18 protein-coding genes are annotated in these 18,679 nt (G+C 70.9%); 7 read left to right on the top strand and 11 right to left on the bottom strand.

From position 1 onward, the window contains the following. Nucleotides 1–8: 8 nt before the first annotated feature. On the bottom strand, nt 9–914 hold the full coding sequence (locus EXE58_RS02655; RefSeq protein WP_135266448.1) for a GNAT family N-acetyltransferase: 906 nt from the start codon (nt 912–914) through the stop codon (nt 9–11). A 54-nt stretch (nt 915–968) separates the two neighbouring features. On the opposite strand from EXE58_RS02655, the gene fdxA reads away from it, so the two are divergent. Then, nucleotides 969–1,295: a ferredoxin gene (gene fdxA / locus EXE58_RS19630; RefSeq protein ID WP_135266447.1), complete on the top strand. Its 327-nt coding sequence runs from the start codon at nt 969–971 to the stop codon at nt 1,293–1,295. After that, a complete protein-coding gene (gene dapC / locus EXE58_RS02645) occupies nt 1,292–2,404 on the top strand; it encodes a succinyldiaminopimelate transaminase (RefSeq protein WP_135266446.1) in 1,113 nt (370 codons plus the stop codon). The genes fdxA and dapC overlap by 4 nt, the downstream gene beginning before the upstream one ends. A 7-nt stretch (nt 2,405–2,411) precedes the next feature. Here the strand turns inward: dapC and EXE58_RS02640 are convergent, their stop codons facing one another. From EXE58_RS02640 to EXE58_RS02605, 8 genes are all read right to left on the bottom strand, one after another. Continuing rightward, a complete protein-coding gene (locus tag EXE58_RS02640) occupies nt 2,412–2,606 on the bottom strand; it encodes a helix-turn-helix transcriptional regulator (protein WP_135266445.1) in 195 nt (64 codons plus the stop codon). Between the two features lie 3 nt (nt 2,607–2,609). Beyond that, a complete protein-coding gene (locus EXE58_RS02635) occupies nt 2,610–3,002 on the bottom strand; it encodes a hypothetical protein (protein ID WP_135266444.1) in 393 nt (130 codons plus the stop codon). 80 nt (nt 3,003–3,082) lie between these two features. Then, the gene (locus EXE58_RS02630; RefSeq protein WP_244242391.1) at nt 3,083–4,087 is read right to left on the bottom strand and encodes a VldE C-terminal domain-containing protein; all 1,005 of its coding nucleotides are present in this window, start codon (nt 4,085–4,087) and stop codon (nt 3,083–3,085) included. A 3-nt stretch (nt 4,088–4,090) separates the two neighbouring features. Next, a complete protein-coding gene (dapD, locus tag EXE58_RS02625) occupies nt 4,091–5,029 on the bottom strand; it encodes a 2,3,4,5-tetrahydropyridine-2,6-dicarboxylate N-succinyltransferase (RefSeq protein ID WP_135266443.1) in 939 nt (312 codons plus the stop codon). Nucleotides 5,030–5,077: 48 nt separating this feature from the next. Further along, a complete protein-coding gene (locus tag EXE58_RS02620) occupies nt 5,078–6,103 on the bottom strand; it encodes a hypothetical protein (protein WP_208544105.1) in 1,026 nt (341 codons plus the stop codon). Nucleotides 6,104–6,188: 85 nt separating this feature from the next. Beyond that, entirely contained in the window at nt 6,189–6,635 is a 447-nt protein-coding gene (locus EXE58_RS02615) for a VOC family protein (protein ID WP_135266442.1), read from the bottom strand. Between the two features lie 63 nt (nt 6,636–6,698). Beyond that, entirely contained in the window at nt 6,699–7,091 is a 393-nt protein-coding gene (locus tag EXE58_RS02610; protein WP_135266441.1) for a helix-turn-helix transcriptional regulator, read from the bottom strand. Nucleotides 7,092–7,126: 35 nt separating this feature from the next. After that, nucleotides 7,127–7,666: a DinB family protein gene (locus EXE58_RS02605; RefSeq protein WP_208544104.1), complete on the bottom strand. Its 540-nt coding sequence runs from the start codon at nt 7,664–7,666 to the stop codon at nt 7,127–7,129. 94 nt (nt 7,667–7,760) lie between these two features. Here EXE58_RS02605 and EXE58_RS02600 point away from each other — a divergent pair, with 94 nt between their 5' ends. Both EXE58_RS02600 and ileS read left to right on the top strand, forming a co-directional pair. Then, nucleotides 7,761–8,861 carry a hypothetical protein gene (locus EXE58_RS02600; protein WP_135266440.1) on the top strand — a complete coding sequence of 367 codons (1,101 nt, stop codon included), beginning with the start codon at nt 7,761–7,763 and terminating at the stop codon, nt 8,859–8,861. A gap of 289 nt (nt 8,862–9,150) precedes the next feature. Then, nucleotides 9,151–12,381 (top strand): isoleucine--tRNA ligase, encoded by a 3,231-nt coding sequence (ileS, locus tag EXE58_RS02595; protein WP_135266439.1) that lies wholly within the window; start codon nt 9,151–9,153, stop codon nt 12,379–12,381. A 12-nt stretch (nt 12,382–12,393) separates the two neighbouring features. On the opposite strand, the gene EXE58_RS02590 is transcribed toward ileS, so the two are convergent. Continuing rightward, complete coding sequence (locus EXE58_RS02590; RefSeq protein ID WP_135266438.1) at nt 12,394–14,328, bottom strand: PKD domain-containing protein; 1,935 nt, start codon at nt 14,326–14,328, stop codon at nt 12,394–12,396. Between the two features lie 97 nt (nt 14,329–14,425). Beyond that, a complete protein-coding gene (locus EXE58_RS02585) occupies nt 14,426–16,447 on the bottom strand; it encodes a PKD domain-containing protein (protein ID WP_135266437.1) in 2,022 nt (673 codons plus the stop codon). Between the two features lie 110 nt (nt 16,448–16,557). Between EXE58_RS02585 and dapE the strand changes: the two genes are divergently transcribed. From dapE to EXE58_RS02570, 3 genes are read left to right on the top strand one after another with little or no spacing between them, the layout of a single operon-like run. Then, nucleotides 16,558–17,619, top strand: a complete 1,062-nt coding sequence (dapE, locus tag EXE58_RS02580; RefSeq protein ID WP_135266436.1) for a succinyl-diaminopimelate desuccinylase — start codon at nt 16,558–16,560, stop codon at nt 17,617–17,619. Then, nucleotides 17,616–18,374: an LOG family protein gene (locus EXE58_RS02575; RefSeq protein WP_244242390.1), complete on the top strand. Its 759-nt coding sequence runs from the start codon at nt 17,616–17,618 to the stop codon at nt 18,372–18,374. Before dapE ends, EXE58_RS02575 begins: the two co-directional genes overlap by 4 nt. A 7-nt stretch (nt 18,375–18,381) precedes the next feature. Continuing rightward, nucleotides 18,382–18,672, top strand: a complete 291-nt coding sequence (locus EXE58_RS02570) for a DivIVA domain-containing protein (RefSeq protein ID WP_244242389.1) — start codon at nt 18,382–18,384, stop codon at nt 18,670–18,672. The last annotated feature ends 7 nt before the right edge of the window (nt 18,673–18,679 follow it).

The raw sequence follows: 18,679 nt of genomic DNA, 5'->3' as shown, positions 1-18,679 counted from the left end.
CTGACCGGTCAGCGGGGCACGAGGTAGCGGTTGGTGTGGTGGGTGACGAAGCCGTGACGCTCGTAGAGCGCGATGGCCGCCTCGTTGTCGGTCTCGACGTGCAGCAGCGCCGTGGTCGCGCCCAGGGACGCGCCCCAGTCGAGCAGCTCCGAGAGGACGGCGGTCGCCAGGCCGCGACGACGACGACCCGCGTCCACCACGACGGACTCGACCAGCAACCAGTCGCCGGAGAGCACGCCGCGACCGGTGGCGGCGCCGGCGTCGACGGACACGCTGAGGCTGCCGGACGCCTCGTCGGCCTCGGCCCGGACCTCCGGAGCCACGGCGCGCACCGACCGCAGGGCACGCGCGACCGACGCCAGCTGGGCGTGCGCGTCGCCGTCGCCCATCGGCTCGAAGCCCAGCGTCGCGAGCGTCCTCTCCACCTGCGACCCGCGCTCGACCTGGACGATCGGCGTCTGGTCGATCGCGTCGTAGAAGCGTCGTACGCCCCACGCGGCGTCGGCCCAGCCGATGCCGGGGTCGTGCATGGCGAGCGCGGAGTTGCCGCGGCGCCGGAGCCGGCCGCCGTGCGGGGGAGAGGCACGCAGCAGCCAGCGCCCGAGCGGCTCGGTGGTGATCGACCCCCACAGGGCCGCGACGTGCTGCTCGACCTCCTGCGCGGAGACCCGGGCGCGCACCGACGCGCGCGGTGGCACCGGCTTGCCGGTCACGATCTCGGCGAGAGGAATGGTCACCGGACCGTGGCCCTCGCGGTCGAGGGTGAGGGAGTCCTGGTCCCACGACGTGCACGTCCCGAGGACGTCGGTGGCGCGCCCGTCGGGGAGCAGGTGTCGTACGACGACCCGCTCGCCGACGACGTGCGGGCCGAGCCGATGCCTGCCCACAGTGTGGGGTTCTGGGGAATCGGACATGCCGGGATACTAGAGTGGCGGGGAAGCAATCATCCGCGTCCTCAGGAGGATCTGGTGACCTACGTCATCGCCCAGCCGTGCGTCGACCTCAAGGACCGCGCGTGCGTCGACGAGTGTCCGGTCGACTGCATCTACGAGGGCAAGCGGATGCTCTACATCCACCCCGACGAGTGCGTCGACTGTGGTGCCTGCGAGCCGGTCTGCCCCGTCGAGGCGATCTTCTACGAGGACGACACCCCTGAGGAGTGGAAGGGCTTCTACGACGCCAACGTCCACTTCTTCGACGACCTGGGCTCGCCCGGCGGCGCGGCCAAGATGGGTGTCATCGACAAGGACCACGAGCTCGTGGCGGCCCTGCCCCCGCAGGAGCACGACGAGTGACTCCGCCGGCGGTCTCCGACCGCCTGCCGGACTTCCCCTGGGACAAGCTCACGGCCTACGCCGCGACCGCGCGGGCCCACCCCGACGGCATCGTCGACCTGTCGGTGGGCACGCCGGTGGACCCGACGCCCGAGGTCGTCCAGGCCGCGCTGCGCGCGGCCGCCGACGCCCCCGGCTATCCCACGACGATCGGCCTGCCGGAGACGCGTCAGGCCGCGATCGACTGGCTGGAGCGGCGTTTCGGCGTCACGGGGCTCGACCTGGACGCGGTGCTGCCAGTGATCGGCTCCAAGGAGCTGATCGGCGCGATGCCCATGCACCTCGGCATCGGCGCCGGCGACCTGATCACCTACCCCGCGCTGGCCTACCCGACCTACGAGGTCGGCGCCGCCCTGTCGGGCGCCGAGGCGATGGCGACCGACTCGCTGACCAGCATCGGACCGCGCACCCCGCGGCTGATGTGGCTCAACAGCCCGTCCAACCCGACGGGCAGGGTGCTGCCGCTCGACCACCTCAAGAAGGTCGTCGACTGGTGCCGTGAGCGCGGCACGCTCCTGGTCTCCGACGAGTGCTACATCGAGATGGCGTGGGAGGGCGAGCAGCCGCTCAGCATCCTCCATCCCGATGTGTGCGGCGGCTCCCATGAAGGCCTGCTCGCGGTCCACTCCCTCTCCAAGCGCTCCAACCTCGCGGGCTACCGCTGCGCCTTCGTGGCCGGCGACCCGGCCCTGGTGGGCGAGCTGTTGGCCGTGCGCAAGAACCTCGGCCTGCAGATGCCGATGCCCCAGCAGCGGGCCATGGTGGCGGCCCTCGACGACGACGCGCACGTCGTCGCTCAGCACGCCCGCTACGCCGCTCGTCGCGCCAAGCTCAAGGAGGCGCTCGTCGGCGCCGGCTTCCGGATCGAGCACTCCGAGGCCTCGCTCTACCTGTGGAGCAGTCGGGACGAGGACTGCTGGAGGACCGTCGCAGATCTGTCCGAGCTCGGCATCCTGGTGGCGCCGGGCGCCTTCTACGGCCGGGCCGGCCACCAGCACGTCCGGGTGGCCTTCACGGCCACCGACGAGCGCGTCGACGCCGCTGTCGCGCGGCTCGCCACTCTCCGCTGAGCCGAGCTCACTGGTCTGGCTCGAAGACCTCCTCGAGGGTGGTCTCGAAGAGCTCTGCGATCCGGAAGGCGAGCGACAACCTGGGGTCGAAGTGACCCTTCTCGATCGAGATGATCGTCTGTCGAGAGACGCCGAGCCGCTCAGCGCACTCTCCTTGGGAGAGGCCGACCTCCTCGCGCAGCTCCTTGAGCCGGTTGTCCACCGCTCAGGCTTCCCTGCGCCGGATCAACGTCATCCGCAGCGCGGCGTCAGCCATTCCGAACAGCAGGGCCCACTCCATCCCGGGCGCCGGCAGGCCGAGGAGGCTGCAGACGGCGACGGTGATGCCGGTGAAGATGAAGAGGTCGAGCAACGTGGCGGCGTGGGCCCGCTGCATCCACTCGTGCTCCACCGAGTCCTCCGGGCGCTCAGGCCCTGCGGGTGCGACCAGCCAGGACTGGACCATCAGGGCGACCGGGATGCCGGTGGCCAGTGCGAAGGCGAGGAAGTCCGGCCACGCGAACCCCGCGGTGCGGCCGAACGAAGCGGCGACTCCGATCGCGGAACCCACGCCAGCACCTGCGGCGAGAGCGATGATCCAGCTGGTGGTGCGTCGCACGAGGGCCCCCTGTCGAAGAACTTTGACATGTCAAGGTAATCAGACAGTCGGGTGAGTGTCAAGCAACCTTGACAAGAGGGTCAGTCGGCCACGTCCACGTGCACGTGGTCGCGGTGCTCGAGGATCTTGCGGTCTCCGCGTGAGGACGAGGGGACGCGGTAGTCCGTCCACCCGTCGTCAGAGCGCGACCCGGCGTGCCAGATGCGGTCGTCGAAGATCACGGTGTTGATGGCCAGTCGGTCGGCCTGCGCGACGAGGTAGGACGCGATCGCCCACCCTCGCTGCTTGTTGACGTCGTTGATCGGGCGGAAGAACACGTCGATCGCGCGGCCCTCGTAGTGCGCCGACCCGGCCATGTGTCCCGAGGACACCCCACCCGGCTGGAAGCCGCCCAGGGACAGCGAGCCGAAGCGCGCCTCGAGGTCGGAGCGTACGACGCTGGCTCGTCGTACGAGTCCGGCCTCGTCGAGGCGGTCGGACGCCTCGTCGGCGTCACCGTCGGTCGTGCACCAGAAGGCTGCGCGGTGGTTGCCGGTGAGGGCGCTGGCGAGGACGCGCGCATCCTCCTCGTGCTCGGCGTAGGCGTCGGGGTAGGCGGAGCGCTGCACCTCCTGCGCGGCCTCTGTGATCTCGAGCTCTCGATAGTTCGGCACCTTGACCAGTGCGTCGTAGAAGGCGTTGGTCGAGTAGACCGGGTCGAGGATCTCCTCCTCCGTGCCCCAGCCCTGGGAGGGGCGCTGTTGGAAGAGTCCGAGCGAGTCGCGGTCGCCGTGCCCGATGTTGAGGACCTTGGACTCCTGGTAGGCAGTCGCCAGGGCGATCGTCGCTGCACGGGCGGGCAGGCCGCGCTGGATCGAGACGGCCGTGATGAGCGAGGCGTTCTCGGCCTGCTCGAGGCTTAGCTCGACGACGCGGCCGTCCACCTCGGCGGTGCAGCCGGTGGGGTCGAGCCACGAGGGACCGGCGCCGCGGTCGACGAGCAGGCCGGCGATCGCCACCGTCGCGAGGACGGCGAGCGCGACGACGACCGCCTTGCCGAGACGGGTCAGGCGGGTGTCGCGCGCCCCGCGAGGTGGTCCGGCCACGTGCTAGTTGGCGTGCAGGTCGGTGTTGAGGGCGATGCCCTCGCCCTTGCGGGCCACCGCCTCGATGGCGCCGCTGACCGAGTTGCGGCGGAAGAGGACGTTGCTGGCGCCGGACAGCTCGAGGGCCTTGACGACGGAGCCGTCCTCGAGGGTGACCTTGGTGCCGGCGGTGACGTAGCACCCGGCCTCGACGACGCAGTCGTCGCCGAGCGCGATCCCGATGCCGGCGTTGGCGCCGAGCAGGCACCGCTGGCCGATCGAGATGACCTCCTTGCCACCACCTGACAGCGTGCCCATGATCGAGGCGCCGCCGCCTATGTCGGAGCCGTCTCCGACGACGACGCCGGCGGAGATGCGCCCCTCGACCATGGAGGTTCCGAGGGTGCCGGCGTTGAAGTTGACGAAGCCCTCGTGCATCACGGTCGTGCCCTCCGCCAGGTGGGCCCCGAGCCGGACCCGGTCGGCGTCGGCGATCCGCACGCCGCTGGGCAGCACGTAGTCGACCATGCGGGGGAACTTGTCGACCCCGAACACGGTCACCTGCCGGCCGGTCGCGCGCAGCCGGGCCCGCGTCTCCTCGAAGCCCTCGACGGCACACGGACCCGCGTCGGTCCACACCACGTTGGTGAGGAGTCCGAAGACGCCGTCCATGTTGAGGGCGTGGGGCTGCACGAGGCGGCTGGAGAGGAGGTGCAGTCTCAGCCACATGTCGGGGGTGTCGGCCGGGGCGTCCTGCAGGTCGGCGATCTCGACCAGCCGCACCTCGCGACGCACGCCGCGCGCCTCGTCCTCGCCCTCCAGGGCGGTCAGCGACGCGGGTGCCTCGCCACTGGGGGTCCCCAGTGCGGGGGAGGGGAACCAGACGTCGAGGACGGTCCCGTCAGCGGTCAGGGTGGCGAGGCCATGGCCCCAGGCAGAGGTGCGCGCGTCGTCGGAGGTCACGTGGGTGGAGTCTACGGAGGTGGCGCCAAGCCCCGCGGGACCGACTGGTCAGCGGACCACGGAGTCCACCAGGCGCGGGCGACCCTTGCCGAGGAAGAAGATGCCCGGCCAGTTCTCGAATCCGAGGCTGGGGTTGCGGCGCAGCACCGAGGACTCGATGGAGAGCGTGCCGGTGCGGTCGTTGCTGACGAAGAAGATCGCTCCACCGCCCTCGCGCGCCCGGTTGTCCTCCATCCGGACGCGGTCGAGCTCGATCGTGAAGTCGTTGCCGTCGGCGTAGATCGCTCCACCGCTGCCGCCTCCGGGGCTGCCGGGGCGTGCCGGGTTGGCGCCCCGCCCGATCGCGCGGTTGCCGGTGAAGGTGGTGTCGACCACCCGCCACGAGACCCCGATGGACGACAGGGCGCCGCCGTTGCTGCAGACGCCGTCGACGAACTCGCTGCGCCGGACCACCACCGGGCGATCGCGGTGCTGGTCGAGGACTCGCACTGCGGCGCCGCCTGTGTCGGGTCCGGTGCGGGTGCAGCGGTTGTCGACGAACCGGGTGCCGACGATGCGCAACCGCCCGCCCCGCGCGTAGATCGCGCCGCCGCTGCCGTCCTCGAGGTCGCCCGAGGAGACCTTCCCGTCGCGCAGGGTGAGGTTCTTGACGACCAGCCTGGGTGTGGCCTGGTCGTTGCAGTGGCTGGTGGTCCACACGAGCGACCTGTCGCAGGTGTCCTGGCGCAGGATGCGGCGCTTGCCGGCACCGGACAGGGTGACCAGCCCGCCCCCGTCGATCACGACCCGGGTGCTGGTGTTGCGCACCTCGGCGGTGCGCCTCATCACGATCGTCACCGGGGCTGGCCCGCACGCGAAGCGGATCCTGCCCCCGCGTCGTACGGCACGCACGACGGCCGCGGACGTGCAGCTCGCGGCTGTCCCGTCGCCCACCACGACCGAGTCGTCGTCACGAGCCGGCGGCGGCCGCCAGTCCGGCGCCGAGGCCTCGACGGGGACGACGGCGGTGAGAAGGGCGAGCGACGCGCCGGTCGCCATCGCGATCGGGGATCGGCGCCACGGGAGGAGGGTCACCCGGCCAAGACAACCGCGTCGAGGCGTGTCGTACAAGGACGGGTCGGCCGTCCCAGCCGGGCGGCCAGCCGGGACGGCACACGTCTCAGCCCTGGCCCGCGCCGTCGGCGAGCGGCGAGTTGAAGCGGACCATGTTGCCCATCGGGTCTCGGAAGGCGCAGTCGCGGACGCCGTAGAACTGGTCGGCCGGCTCCTGCATGACCTCGGCACCGGACGCGCGGACGTGCTCGAAGAGCGCGTCGACGTCATCGACCTGGAAGACCAGGCTGTTCAGCAGGCCCTTGGCGAGAAGGTCCTTCATCGACTCGACGTCGTCGTCGCTCATCCAGTCGGCGCCCTGGCCGATCTGCTCGAGGCAGACCTCGAGCTCGGGCTGCGTCGGCGTGCTCAGCGTGACCCAGCGGAAGTCACCGTTGCGCACGTCCTTGTTGACGGTCATCCCGAGCACGTCGCGGTAGAAGGCCAACGAGGCGTCGGGGTCGGTGGTGCGGACGAAGGAGTTGATGAGGGTGAGTGACTTGGTTGCGTTCATGACGACCACGCTAGGAGTGCACGGGGTGGTCGTGCTTCTCCGATCCTGACCAGCTGTGGCCCCTCATCGGCGGCGGGGGCGGGTGGCCTGCTTGACGACGCAACCCGGGACGCCGGCCACCTCGTCGTGCGGGCGCGCCCGGTAGGCACTCGGTGTCTCGCCCACCAGCTCGGTGAAGCGCGAGCTGAATGAGCCGAGGGACGTGCACCCCACCTCCATGCACACGTCGGTGACCGACAGGTCGGTGTTGCGGAACAGCGCCATCGCCCGCTCGATCCGCCGCGTCATCAGGTGGTTGTACGGCGTCTCGCCGTAGGCCTGCTTGAACGAGCGCTGGAAGTGCCCGACCGACATGTGCGCCTCCCGGGCCAGCAGCGGTACGTCGAGCGGCTCGGCGTAGTCACGGTCCATCCGGTCGCGGGCCCGCCTGAGCCGGACGAGGTCGTCGCGGTCCACGTCACCCGCCTGTCTCGGTCACCAGCACGTCCCGGTCACTGGCCCGTCCGGCCGTCGAGCACCTCGCGCACCAGGTCGGCATGCCCGCAGTGGCGGGCGTACTCCTCGATCATGTGGACGACGAGGTCGCGCACCTCGGTGGGAGAGCCGTGCACCTCCACGAGCGTGTCGAGGTCGGTGCGGTCGAGCACCTCGCGGGCGTGAGCGACCTCGGCCTCCCACAGTCCCCACGCATCCGCGACGAGCGCCTCGTCGGGCTCGCCGGACCAGTTGAAGCCGGCGTCCTCGTCGTCGCCCTGGAAGAGCCTCGGCAGGTCGAGGTCGCCCACGATGACCCGGCGGAACCAGTGGTGCTCGACGCGCGCCATGTGGCGCACCAGGCCGAGCAGGGAGATGTTGGAGGGCGGGACGGAGCGGGTCCCGAGCTGCTCGGGGCCAAGACCGTCGCACTTGAGCCGGAGCGTCGTCCGGTAGTGCTCGAGGTAGTCCACCAGGCACTCGCGCTCGCCCCTGGTGGGGCCGCCCGACATCCGCGGGTCCTGGTCGGTGGGCAGCCACATGCCGTGATGGTTCATGCGCCCACCCTGTCGCAACGTCATGCATTCGGTCGACCCGTGACATCCATCCGTATGACGTCCCGGGGCGGGTCCGCGCTGGTACCTTCCCGCCATGCGCATGCGGGGAATCGTGATGTCGTTGGTGGCTGCTGCGGCGCTGGTCCCGGTCGGGGGCGCCCATGCCGAGCCGGTGGTCGTGGGTGCGGAGGGCGTCGCGTCGACGCACGACGTGGGCATGCCCGCCGTCGCCGTGCCGTGGCGCACCCTCGTCAAGGGGACCTTGACCACGAACACCCTGGACAACGTCTGGCGTGCGACGGCCACGCTCGGCGGGGCTGTGCCTCCCGGCGAGACCGTGGGGATCACGTGGACCCCGGGTCGCCAGTGGCCCGCCGGCTGCGAGCCGCTGCTGACCATCACCGAGCAGGCGGCCACGGTGGCGGCCGACAACACCGTTTCAATCGAGCGCTACATCGAGCCGGGCTACTTCCCGGAGACACCCGCCCCCGAGCCCACCTGCCTCAAGGTCCACATCTGGACCGGCAATACCGTCAGTGACCAGCTGGTCGGGTCGATGGCGCCCTACTCCCACCTCGCAGGTGCGGAGGCGCGGCCTGCGCACGTCGTCCGGGTCGCCGCGGGCCGCACCACCCCGGTGCTGGTGCGGGTCACCTCCCACGTGCGCGGGACGAGCGCGGTCTCCATCGCCGGGAGTGGGCCCGGGGTGCGGATGAAGGACCTCGCCGTGGGTCCGCTCGGTGCCAACCAGAGTCGTCCGGTGGTGGCCAGGATCTCCGCCCGCGGGGTCGCCGACACCGAGCTGGCCGTCACGGCCCGCGACGATCTCGGGAGCGACTCCTTCGACACGTCCTGGGAGGTCTTCGCCCGTCAGGTCGAGGCACAGCGTCCGCTGCCGGGCCGCTACGCCAACCGCGAGGGCACCCTCCGCTTCCGCGTGAGCGAGGACAACAACGTGGTGCGACTGAGGACGACCTCCGTGCTGTGCGAGGGCTCCAACGTCACGAAGGCGACCTACCCGGTGGAGATCCACCTGCCCAGGAACGGCGCGACCGCCCGGGTGGCCCAGCTCGGAGTGAAGTGGCTCGGTGCCGAGCTGATGACGGTCCGGAGCAACGTCGTGCGCGGGTCTTTCTTCTACGGCACCCCCTCGTGCTCCAGCTGGGAGACCTTCGTCGCCCGCCGCAAGGGCTGACCACCTCGGTCGAGGAGTCCGAACTGATTGGCACCGCGGCGAGCCGACGCCGTACGATCGTCACAGGCGTCCGAGCCGTCATCAGCGGCGAGCCTTCGGAAGAACGGGTACGGCGATCCGGCCGGCACCTCACTAGAACCGGACGGGTACGGCCCGACACAGCCGAGTTGAGTGGCTCCTGACCAGCGGACCAGGGGCAAGCGAGGTGGTACCGCGGTCTCCCGATCGTCCTCGTGGTTTCGAGACAGGACTTCGTCCTTCCTCAACCAACGAGAGAAGCGAGAGCCCCATGACTTACCCCAAGGTCACCCACACCGACGCCACGACCGTGCCGAGCGCGCCGAAGTTCCCCGCGCTCGAGGAGGCCGTGCTGGCCTACTGGGAGGACGACGACACCTTCCGCGCCAGCGTCGAGCAGCGCGACGCCGACCGTGACGGCGAGTTCGTCTTCTACGACGGCCCGCCCTTCGCCAACGGGCTGCCGCACTACGGCCACCTGCTGACCGGCTACGTCAAGGACCTGGTGCCGCGCTACCAGACGATGCGCGGCAAGCGCGTCGAGCGGCGCTTCGGCTGGGACACCCACGGCCTGCCGGCCGAGCTCGAGGCCATGCGCCAGCTCGGCCTCAAGACGACCGACGAGATCCACGACCTGGGCATCGAGAAGTTCAACGCCGCCTGCCGCGAGTCGGTGCTGAAGTACACCGGCGAGTGGCGTGACTACGTGACCCGCCAGGCGCGCTGGGTCGACTTCGACCACGACTACAAGACCATGAACCCCGAGTTCATGGAGTCGGTCATGTGGGCGTTCAAGCAGCTCCACGAGAAGGGCCTCGTCTACGAGGGCTTCCGGGTGCTGCCCTACTGCTGGAACGACGAGACCCCGCTCTCCAACCACGAGCTCCGCATGGACGACGACGTCTACAAGGTGCGCCAGGACCCCGCGGTCACCGTCGGCGTCCGCCTCGAGGACCGCGGCGACGACCTCGACGGCGCGCTCGCCCTGGTGTGGACGACCACGCCCTGGACGCTGCCCTCCAACCTCGCGGTCATGGTGGGGGAGGAGATCCCGTACGTCGTCGTGGAGGCCGCGGTGCCCGGCACCGACGCGACCGCCCGCTACCTGCTCGCCGAGCCGCGCGTGGCGTCGTACAAGAAGGAGCTCTACCCCGACAGCGACGAGCCGACGATCGTGGGTCGCTACACGGGTGCCGATCTGGTCGGGCGCGGCTACACCCCGCCGTTCTCCTACTACCTCGGCCACGACAACGCCTTCCGCCTGGTGCCCGCCGAGTTCGTCACCACCACCGACGGCACCGGGCTCGTGCACACCGCCGGCGCCTTCGGTGAGGACGACAAGGTCGTCACCGACCGCGAGGGCATCGAGCCGGTCATGCCGGTCGGCAAGGACGGCCGCTTCACCCACCCGGTCGGGGAGTACGAGGGGATGCTCGTCTTCGACGCCAACCTCCACATCATCGACCACCTCAAGGCCGCCACGCGTGGCGAGGCGGGTGGCTCGGTGACGCCGGGCACCGTCCTCCTGCGTCGCGAGACCTACGACCACTCCTACCCACACTGCTGGCGCTGCCGCGAGCCCCTGATCTACAAGGGCGTCTCGTCCTGGTTCGTCGAGGTGACGGCGGTCAAGGAGCGGCTGCTGGCCCTCAACGAGGACATCCGCTGGGTGCCCGACCACATCCAGCACGGCTCGTTCGGCAAGTGGCTGGAGAACGCTCGCGACTGGTCGATCACCCGCAACCGCTTCTGGGGCTCCCCGGTGCCGGTGTGGAAGTCCGACGACCCGGCGTACCCCCGGATCGACGTCTACGGGTCCTTCGAAGAGCTCGAGCGCGACTTCGGCCGGATCCCCGTCGACCCGTCCGACCCGACGGGCGCCCCCGACCTGCACCGGCCGTTCGTCGACGAGCTGACCCGGCCCAACCCTGACGACCCGACCGGGAAGTCCACGATGCGCCGGGTCACCGACGTGCTCGACGTGTGGTTCGACTCGGGCTCGATGAGCTTCGCCCAGGTGCACTACCCGTTCGAGAACGCCGACTGGTTCGACGGGCACTTCCCCGGCGACTTCATCGTCGAGTACATCGGCCAGACGCGCGGCTGGTTCTACACGATGCACGTGCTGGCGGGCGCGATCTTCGACAAGCCGGCCTTCTCCACCTGCGTGAGCCACGGGATCGTGCTGGGCAGCGACGGCCAGAAGATGTCGAAGTCGCTGCGCAACTACCCCGACGTGCGCGAGGTCTTCGACCGCGACGGTGCCGACGCGATGCGCTGGTTCCTCATGTCGAGCCCCATCCTGCGCGGCGGCAACCTGATCGTCACCGAGCAGGGCATCCGCGACTCGGTGCGCCAGGTCCTGATCCCGCTGTGGAACAGCTGGTACTTCTTCAGCCTCTACGCCAACGCCGCCGGCGACGGCGGGGGCCACGACGCCACGAGCGTCCTCGACCGCAGCGACGCGGTGTCGAACCCGATGGACCGCTACGTCCTGGCCAAGCTGCGCGACTACGTCTCGACGATGACCCACCAGCTCGACAACTACGAGGTCGCGAACGCCTGCGACTCGACACGGTCGTTCCTCGACGTGCTGACCAACTGGTACATCCGTCGCTCCCGCGACCGCTTCTGGAGCGAGGACACCGACGCCTTCGACACGCTCTACACCGTGCTCGAGTTGGTCTGCCGGGTCACCGCCCCGCTGATGCCGCTGACCACCGAGGAGGTCTGGCGCGGCCTGACCGGCGGCCGTTCGGTGCACCTGACCGACTGGCCCGACGCCGAGGCGCTTCCCGCCGACGACGCACTGGTGGCTGCGATGGACACCGTGCGCGAGGTCTGCTCGGCCGGCTCGGCGCTGCGCAAGGCCGCCAGCCTCCGGACCCGACTCCCGCTGGCCCGGCTGACCGTCGTCTCCGACACCGACCTCACCGGCTTCGAGTCGCTCGTCGCCGACGAGCTCAACGTCAAGGCCGTCGACCTGCTCGCCACCGACGCGCCCGAGGCGGCGTCGTACGGCGTCTCGCAGCGGTTGACCGTCAACGCGCGCGCCGCCGGCCCCCGCCTCGGCAAGGACGTCCAGACCGCCATCAAGGGCTCGAAGTCCGGCGACTGGTCCGTGGCCGACGACGGCACGGTCGTCGCCGGAGGCCTGGCCCTGGTCGAGGGCGAGTACACGCTGGAGACGGTGGCCGCGGGCAGCGACAGCGGCACCGCGACCGGGGTCCTGCCCGGCGGCGGTTTCGTCGTGCTCGACACCGTGGTCACGCCCGAGCTCGAGGCCGAGGGCACGGCCCGCGACCTCGTCCGCGCGGTGCAGCAGGCCCGCAAGGACGCCGGGCTCCAGGTCTCGGACCGGATCGCCCTCACGGTGACGGGGCCCGCCGACGTCCTGGCAGCCGCCCGCACGCACGAGCCGCTGGTCGTCGAGGAGACCTTGGCGACCACGGTGTCGTACGCCGACGGTGCCGAGGTGTCCGTGGAGGTCGCCCGCGCCTGACGCCGGCGTGACCTACCGGCGGACGCGGAGCGTCACGCTGCGCCTGTCCTGACCGGCCTTGTTGGTGGCCTTGACCGTGAGCTTGTAGCGGCCGGGCTTGAAGTGGCGCTTGCCGAGCTTGCGCTTGAGCTGCTTGCTGGTGAGCCGGAGCTTGCTCTGGCCGGCCTTCAGGCTCTTGCGCAGGACGACCTTCTGCCGGGCCTTCTTCCCCTTGGCGCCCTTGCGCTTGAGGGTGATCGTGACCTTGGCGGACTCGGTGAGTCTCACAATGACCTTGGTGCGGGTCCTGCCCTTCGATCCGTGGATCTCGATCTGCTTGGGCTTGAGCCGGAGGCCGGTGATCTCCGGCGCCACGGGCTCAGCTGGAGGAACGAAGATGACCGGCAGCCCGGTCACGATGACCTCACGCGAGGCGGTGGTGGTGTTCCCGGCGGCGTCGCTGAGCGTCACCGTCACCGTGTAGGTCCCGGCGGCCATCCAGGCATGGGTGACGGCGCTTCCGCTGGCGGTTGTCCCGTCGCCGAAGGACCAGGCCGTGCTGTCCACGGGCGACCACACGTCGTACGACGACACCGAGAGGTTCTCGACGTGGCTGGTCTTCGCGTTCGTCGGCGTCGTGAAGCTGGTGAGCACCGGCCCGGCCACGTCGAGCCCTCGTGCCTGGATGACGCTGTGGGTGCCGTCGCTGCGGTACCAGACCGTGGTGGCGTTGCCGGCCGAGTCGATGACGACCTGTGGGTCCCGGGCGTCCTGGCCGGGGGCCGACAGGTCGGTCGGGGCGGACCAGGCGCCACCGGCCGGGCGGCTGGCCGACTGGACGACCGTGTGGGTGCCGTCGCTGCGGTACCACACCGCGGTGGCGTTGCCGGCTGAGTCGACGACGACCCGTGGCTCCCGGGCGTCCTCGCCGGGGGCCGACAGGTTCGTCGGGACGGACCAGGTGCCACCGGCGGGACGGCTGGCGGCCTGCATGATGTAGTCGGTGCCGTCGCTGCGGTACCAGACCGCGGTGGCGTTGCCGGCCGTGTCGACGGCGACCTCAGGGTCCCAGGCACTTCCCCCGAGGGCGGTGAGGTCGGTGGGGGAGGACCACGTGCCGCCGGCGGGTCGGCTGACTGCCTGGACGAGGTAGTGCGAGCCGTTCCAGCGGTACCAGACCACGGTGACGCCGCCCTGGCCGTCGACAGCCAGGCGGGGGGTGTTGGCGGACTGGCCCGCGGCGGAGAGGTCAGCGGGTGCCGACCAGGAGCCGCCGGCGGGACGTACAGCCGACTGGATGACGTTGTGCACGCCGTTGTTGCGTCGCCACACGGCGGTGACGGTTCCTGCGGAGTCGATCACCAGGCGTGGACCGTAGGCGTTCTGGCCGGCGACGGACACGTCGGTGGGTGCCGGCCACACGCCGCCGACAGGTCGGGTGGCGGCCTGGATGACGGTGTGGGCGCCGTTGCTCCGGTACCACATCACGGTGGCGTTGCCCGCTGGGTCGACCGCGACCTGGGGCAGGTAGGCGTTCTGCCCGGCGGTGGAGACGTCGGTGCTGCCCGACCACGCGCCCGCGGTGCGGGTGGCGGTCTGGATGATGGTGTGGGTGCCGTTCGAGCGCTCCCACACGGCGACGGCGTTTCCGGACCCGTCGACTGCGACGTCGGCCGTGCGGGCGTCCTGCCCGGGGCTCGAGAGGGCGACGGGGTCGGACCAGGTGCCGCCGGCTGGTCGGTGGGCCGACCAGATGATGCTCTCGGCGCCGTCATCCTGCTGCCACACGGCAGTCGAGCTGCCCGACGCGTCGACGGCCACCTGCGGCAGGTAGGCCGCCTGCCCGGCGGCGGAGAGGTCGTCGACCACGCGCCATGTCGGCGCCGCCTGCGCGGGTGGCTGGGCGAGCAGGGCGGCCGCGAAGACCAGTGAGACGAGCACTGCGAGACTGCGGCGTGACCGGGCCATGACGACTCCCCCGTGAAGACGGCTGACCTGTCATTGGGTCAGACGCCGACCCCTCCGGCAAGACCGGTCCAGACCGGTGCGGCAGATCGGACCTCGGTCAGCGGCGCACGCGGAGCGTGGTGCTGCGACTGTCCTTGCCCGCATCGTTGACCGCTGTCACGGTGAGCGTGTAGCGGCCGGGCACGAAGCTGCGCTTGCCCAGCTTGCGCTTGAGCTGCTTGCTGGTGAGGCGGAGCTTGGAGCTGCCGGAGTCGAGGCTCTTGCGCAGGACGACCGCCGACCTGACCTTCTTGCCAGTGACGCCCTTGCGCTGGATGGTGAGGGTGACCCTGGCGTCCTCGGTGAGACGGAGGACGACCGCGGTGCGGGTCCTGCGCTTGGGCCCGTGGATCTCGATCTGCTTGGGCTTGAGCCGCAGGCCCGTGATCTCGGGCGCGGTCGCCGGTGGGTCGACCTGCGGCGGGGCGACCGGTGCCGGTGCCACGTCGATCGTGCGGGTGCGGGTGGTGGCGTTGCCCACCGCGTCGGTCAGGGTGACCGTCACCGTGCGCGTCCCGGGGTTGGCGTACGTGTGCGTCACCGAGGCACCCGAAGCGGTCTGACCGTCACCGAAGTCCCAGGCGACGTCGGTGATGCTGGACCACACGTCGCTGGCGGTGACCTCGAAGCCCAGCGGCTTTCCGGTGGTCCCGGAGGGGGGCGAGGTGAGAGCGGCGACCACCGGCCCGGCGGCGTCGAGACCACGGGCCTGGACGATCCAGCTGTTGCCGTCGAAGCGCGACCACACGGCTGTGACGTTGCCGGCAGGGTCGACTGCGATCTCCGGGTTGTGGGCCTCCCCGTTCTCGAGGAAGGGGATGCTGCTGGGTCCGTCTCCGGGTGCGGAGAGGTCGAGGGGTTCGGTCCAGGTGCCGCCGGCCGCCTGCGTGGCGGCCTGGATGCGCTCGGCGGTGCCGTCGGAGCGGGTCCAGATTGCCGTGGTGTTGCCGGCGCTGTCGCCGACCGCCTGGGGGTTGATCGCGTCCTGCCCGGGAGCCGAGAGGTCGACCCCGTCGGACCATGCCCCTCCGGCGGCGCGCCTGGCCCCCTTGACGATCCAGTTGTCGCCGTCGTGCTCCTGCCAGACGGCAGTGGTCGTGCCCTGTCCGTCGACGGCGACATCCGGGTTCGAGGTGTCCGCGCCCGGAGCCGACAGGGTCTCAGGGGCCGTCCACGGTCCCTGGGCGGGGCGGGTGGCGGACTGGACCACGTAGGCGCCGGAGAGCGCCAGCCAGATCGCAGTCACCTCGCCGGTACGGCCGACGACGACGCGGGGCTCGTAGACGTAGGACGAGGGGCCGGCGTCGGTGACGTCGACGGCCGAGGACCACGTACCCCCCGCAGGGCGGGTCGCGGCCTGGATCTTGGCTCCGCTGCCCGGGGCGTATCCACCACCGGAACCCTCACTGGTCGTCCAGACGACCGTGGCGTTGCCCGCCGGATCGAGCGCGAGCGAGGAGTTCGCGGAGGTGTTGCTGGGGGCAGACAGGTCGACCGGTGTCGTCCAGGCCCCGCCTGCTGGACGAGAGGCGGCCTGCACGACGAACCGGAAGGCGTCGTAACGCGACCAGGTCGCGGTGACGTTGCCCGCGGCGTCGACGGCGATCTGTGGGACGTCGATGCGGGAGTGGTCGAGGGTGAGGTCGGTGGCGAGATCGACCGGGGCGCTCCACACGCCGCCCGCGGGGCGGCCAGCAGCCTGTACGACGGTGCCCTCGCCTGCACGCGCGCGCCAGATGGCGGTGGCGTTGCCGGCCGCATCGACCACGACCTGGGGGTCGTAGCCGTTGGACGCGGTCGTCAGGTCCACCGGGGCGCTCCACGCCCCGCCGGCTTCACGGGTGGCTGCCTGCACGACGAACCCAGACCCGGTCGAGCGCGACCACACGGCGGTCGCGTTGCCCTCGGCGTCGACCGCGACGTCGGGCGCCTGCGCCGAACCGCCCACTGCGGACAGGTCGGCATACATGTTGGTCACCGGCTGCCAGGTCGGCTTGGCCCCGGCCGGGCCCACGACCAGCGCGACGCTCGTCAGACCCAGGACGACCAGCACCGCCAGGTGCCTGATGACTCGCTCCATGACAGATCCCCCGTCTGCACGGGCCCCCTGCCCGATGCGGACACATGGTGGCACAGGTCCCGGTCGACCGTTCGGAGCTGTCCGCGGGGGCGGACTGGTTGGATGGGGGCATGCAGCTCGACCTGGCAGCCGACGTCGTCACGCTCACCGAGCAGCTGGTCAACATCGAGTCGGTCAGTCACCACGAGCAGGTGCTCGCCGACGCCGTGGAGGCTGCCCTGCGCGAGCTGCCCCACCTCAGTGTCGTACGACGCGGGCACACCGTCGTCGCTCGCACCGACCTGGGCCGCGGCGAGCGGGTAGTCATCGCCGGCCACCTCGACACGGTGCCGGTCAACGACAACCTGCCCGCCCGGCGCGACGATTCGGCCGGGATCCTGCACGGCCTCGGCACCTGCGACATGAAGGGCGGTGACGCGGTCATCCTCAAGCTCGCCGCCGACCTGCCCGAGCCGAGCCGCGACCTGACCTTCGTGCTCTACGAGGCCGAGGAGGTCGAGTCGACCTTCAACGGCCTGCGCAAGCTCACCGAGTCCGACCCCGACCTCCTGCAGGCCGACTTCGCGATCCTGATGGAGCCGAGCAACGCCGGCGTGGAGGCGGGTTGCCAGGGCACCCTGCGCGCCGAGGTCCGCACGTCCGGCGAGCGCGCCCACAGCGCGCGCAGCTGGCAGGGCGTCAACGCGATCCATGCCGCGGCCGAGGTGCTCAACCGCCTCGCCGGCTACGAGCCTCGCCGCCCAGAGCTGGACGGCCTCACCTACCACGAGGGGCTCAACGCGGTGGGCATCCGCGGCGGCGTCGCCGGCAACGTGGTCCCCGACGAGTGCGTGGTCGAGGTCAACTTCCGCTTCGCGCCGGACCGCTCGACCGCCGAGGCCGAGGCGTTCGTCAGGGACTTCTTCGACGGGTTCGACGTGACGATCACCGACCTGGCGCCGGGCGCGATGCCAGGCCTGGACCGCCCGGCCGCCAAGGCGTTCGTGGAGTCGGTCGGCGGCGAGGTCAACCCGAAGTTCGGCTGGACCGACGTCGCCCAGTTCACCCAGCTGGGCATCCCGGCGGTCAACTACGGTCCGGGCGACCCGTTGTTCGCCCACAAGCAGGACGAGCACGTCCCGGTCGAGCACCTCACACGGTGCGAGCAGACCTTGAAGGAGTGGCTGGCGTGAAGGACAGGTTCAAGGGGCCGATCATTGAACGTCGCGGACAGGTCCACGACGGCAGCACCACCGACCAGCGCCTGCTCGACTCGCGCGGCGCGACCGACTGGGTCCACACCGATCCATGGCGGGTGATGCGGATCCAGGCGGAGTTCGTCGAGGGATTCGGCGCCCTCGCCGAGCTCGGGCCCGCCATCGCGGTCTTCGGCTCGGCCCGCACTGCCGTGGACAACCCGTTCTACGCGTTGGCGGAGGAGGTGGGCGCCAAGCTCGCGCGTGCCGGCTTCGCGGTCATCACCGGCGGCGGCCCCGGCGCGATGGAGGCCGCCAACAAGGGAGCGAGCGAGGCAGGGGGGGCCTCCATCGGGCTCGGGATCGAGCTGCCGTTCGAGGCCGGCCTCAACGCGTGGGTCGACAAGGGGATCAACTTCCGCTACTTCTTCGCCCGCAAGACCATGTTCGTGAAGTACTCGCAGGGGTTCGTCGTCCTGCCGGGTGGCGTCGGCACGCTCGACGAGCTCTTCGAGGCGCTCACCCTGGTGCAGACCCAGAAGGTCACCTCCTTCCCGATCGTGCTGCTCGGCAGCGCCTACTGGTCGGGCCTGATCGACTGGCTCCGCGACACCGTGCTCGCGCAGGGCAAGATCAGCCAGGACGACGTCGAGATGCTCCAGGTGACCGACGACGTCGACGAGGCCGTGGCGATCATGGTCGCGGCACGAGAGAACCGCTGGCCCACGCCGGCGCCCGAGCGACCGGAGTGATGCGCCCATGATGTGGTTCTTCGCGGTGCTCGTGGTGCTCGCCATGGGGGGAGTGGCAGTCATCGCCTCGGGACGCACCGGCGACCTGCCGCCGGTCTCGCACGACCGCCCGGACCTCGACCTCCCCCAGGGGACCCTCGTCGGCGCAGACCTGCGACGGGTGCGGTTCTCCCTGGCGGTCCGGGGCTACCGGGCCAGCGAGGTCGACGCCCTCCTCGACCGCCTGGCGTCCCAGCTGGACGCCCAGGCCGAGGAGAAGACTGATCCCGACGCCCGTGGCAAGGACGAGCTCCCCTAGGGCAGAC

This window comes from Nocardioides seonyuensis (genome assembly GCF_004683965.1).
In the GTDB taxonomy this organism is placed as follows: Bacteria; Actinomycetota; Actinomycetes; order Propionibacteriales; family Nocardioidaceae; genus Nocardioides; species Nocardioides seonyuensis.
The sequence above is the reverse complement of the archived record's forward strand: the minus strand, read 5'-3'. Positions and strand labels throughout refer to the sequence as shown.

Excerpts from the sequence above, each read along its gene's own strand:
- EXE58_RS02655 (WP_135266448.1), bottom strand. The coding sequence starts at position 914 with ATGTCCGATTCCCCAGAACCCCACACTGTGGGCAGGCATCGGCTCGGC.
- EXE58_RS02615 (WP_135266442.1), bottom strand. The coding sequence starts at position 6,635 with ATGAACGCAACCAAGTCACTCACCCTCATCAACTCCTTCGTCCGCACC.
- EXE58_RS02605 (WP_208544104.1), bottom strand. The coding sequence starts at position 7,666 with ATGAACCATCACGGCATGTGGCTGCCCACCGACCAGGACCCGCGGATG.
- EXE58_RS02600 (WP_135266440.1), top strand. The coding sequence starts at position 7,761 with ATGCGCATGCGGGGAATCGTGATGTCGTTGGTGGCTGCTGCGGCGCTG.
- ileS (WP_135266439.1), top strand. The coding sequence starts at position 9,151 with ATGACTTACCCCAAGGTCACCCACACCGACGCCACGACCGTGCCGAGC.
- EXE58_RS02590 (WP_135266438.1), bottom strand. The coding sequence starts at position 14,328 with ATGGCCCGGTCACGCCGCAGTCTCGCAGTGCTCGTCTCACTGGTCTTC.
- EXE58_RS02585 (WP_135266437.1), bottom strand. The coding sequence starts at position 16,447 with ATGGAGCGAGTCATCAGGCACCTGGCGGTGCTGGTCGTCCTGGGTCTG.
- dapE (WP_135266436.1), top strand. The coding sequence starts at position 16,558 with ATGCAGCTCGACCTGGCAGCCGACGTCGTCACGCTCACCGAGCAGCTG.
- EXE58_RS02570 (WP_244242389.1), top strand. The coding sequence starts at position 18,382 with ATGATGTGGTTCTTCGCGGTGCTCGTGGTGCTCGCCATGGGGGGAGTG.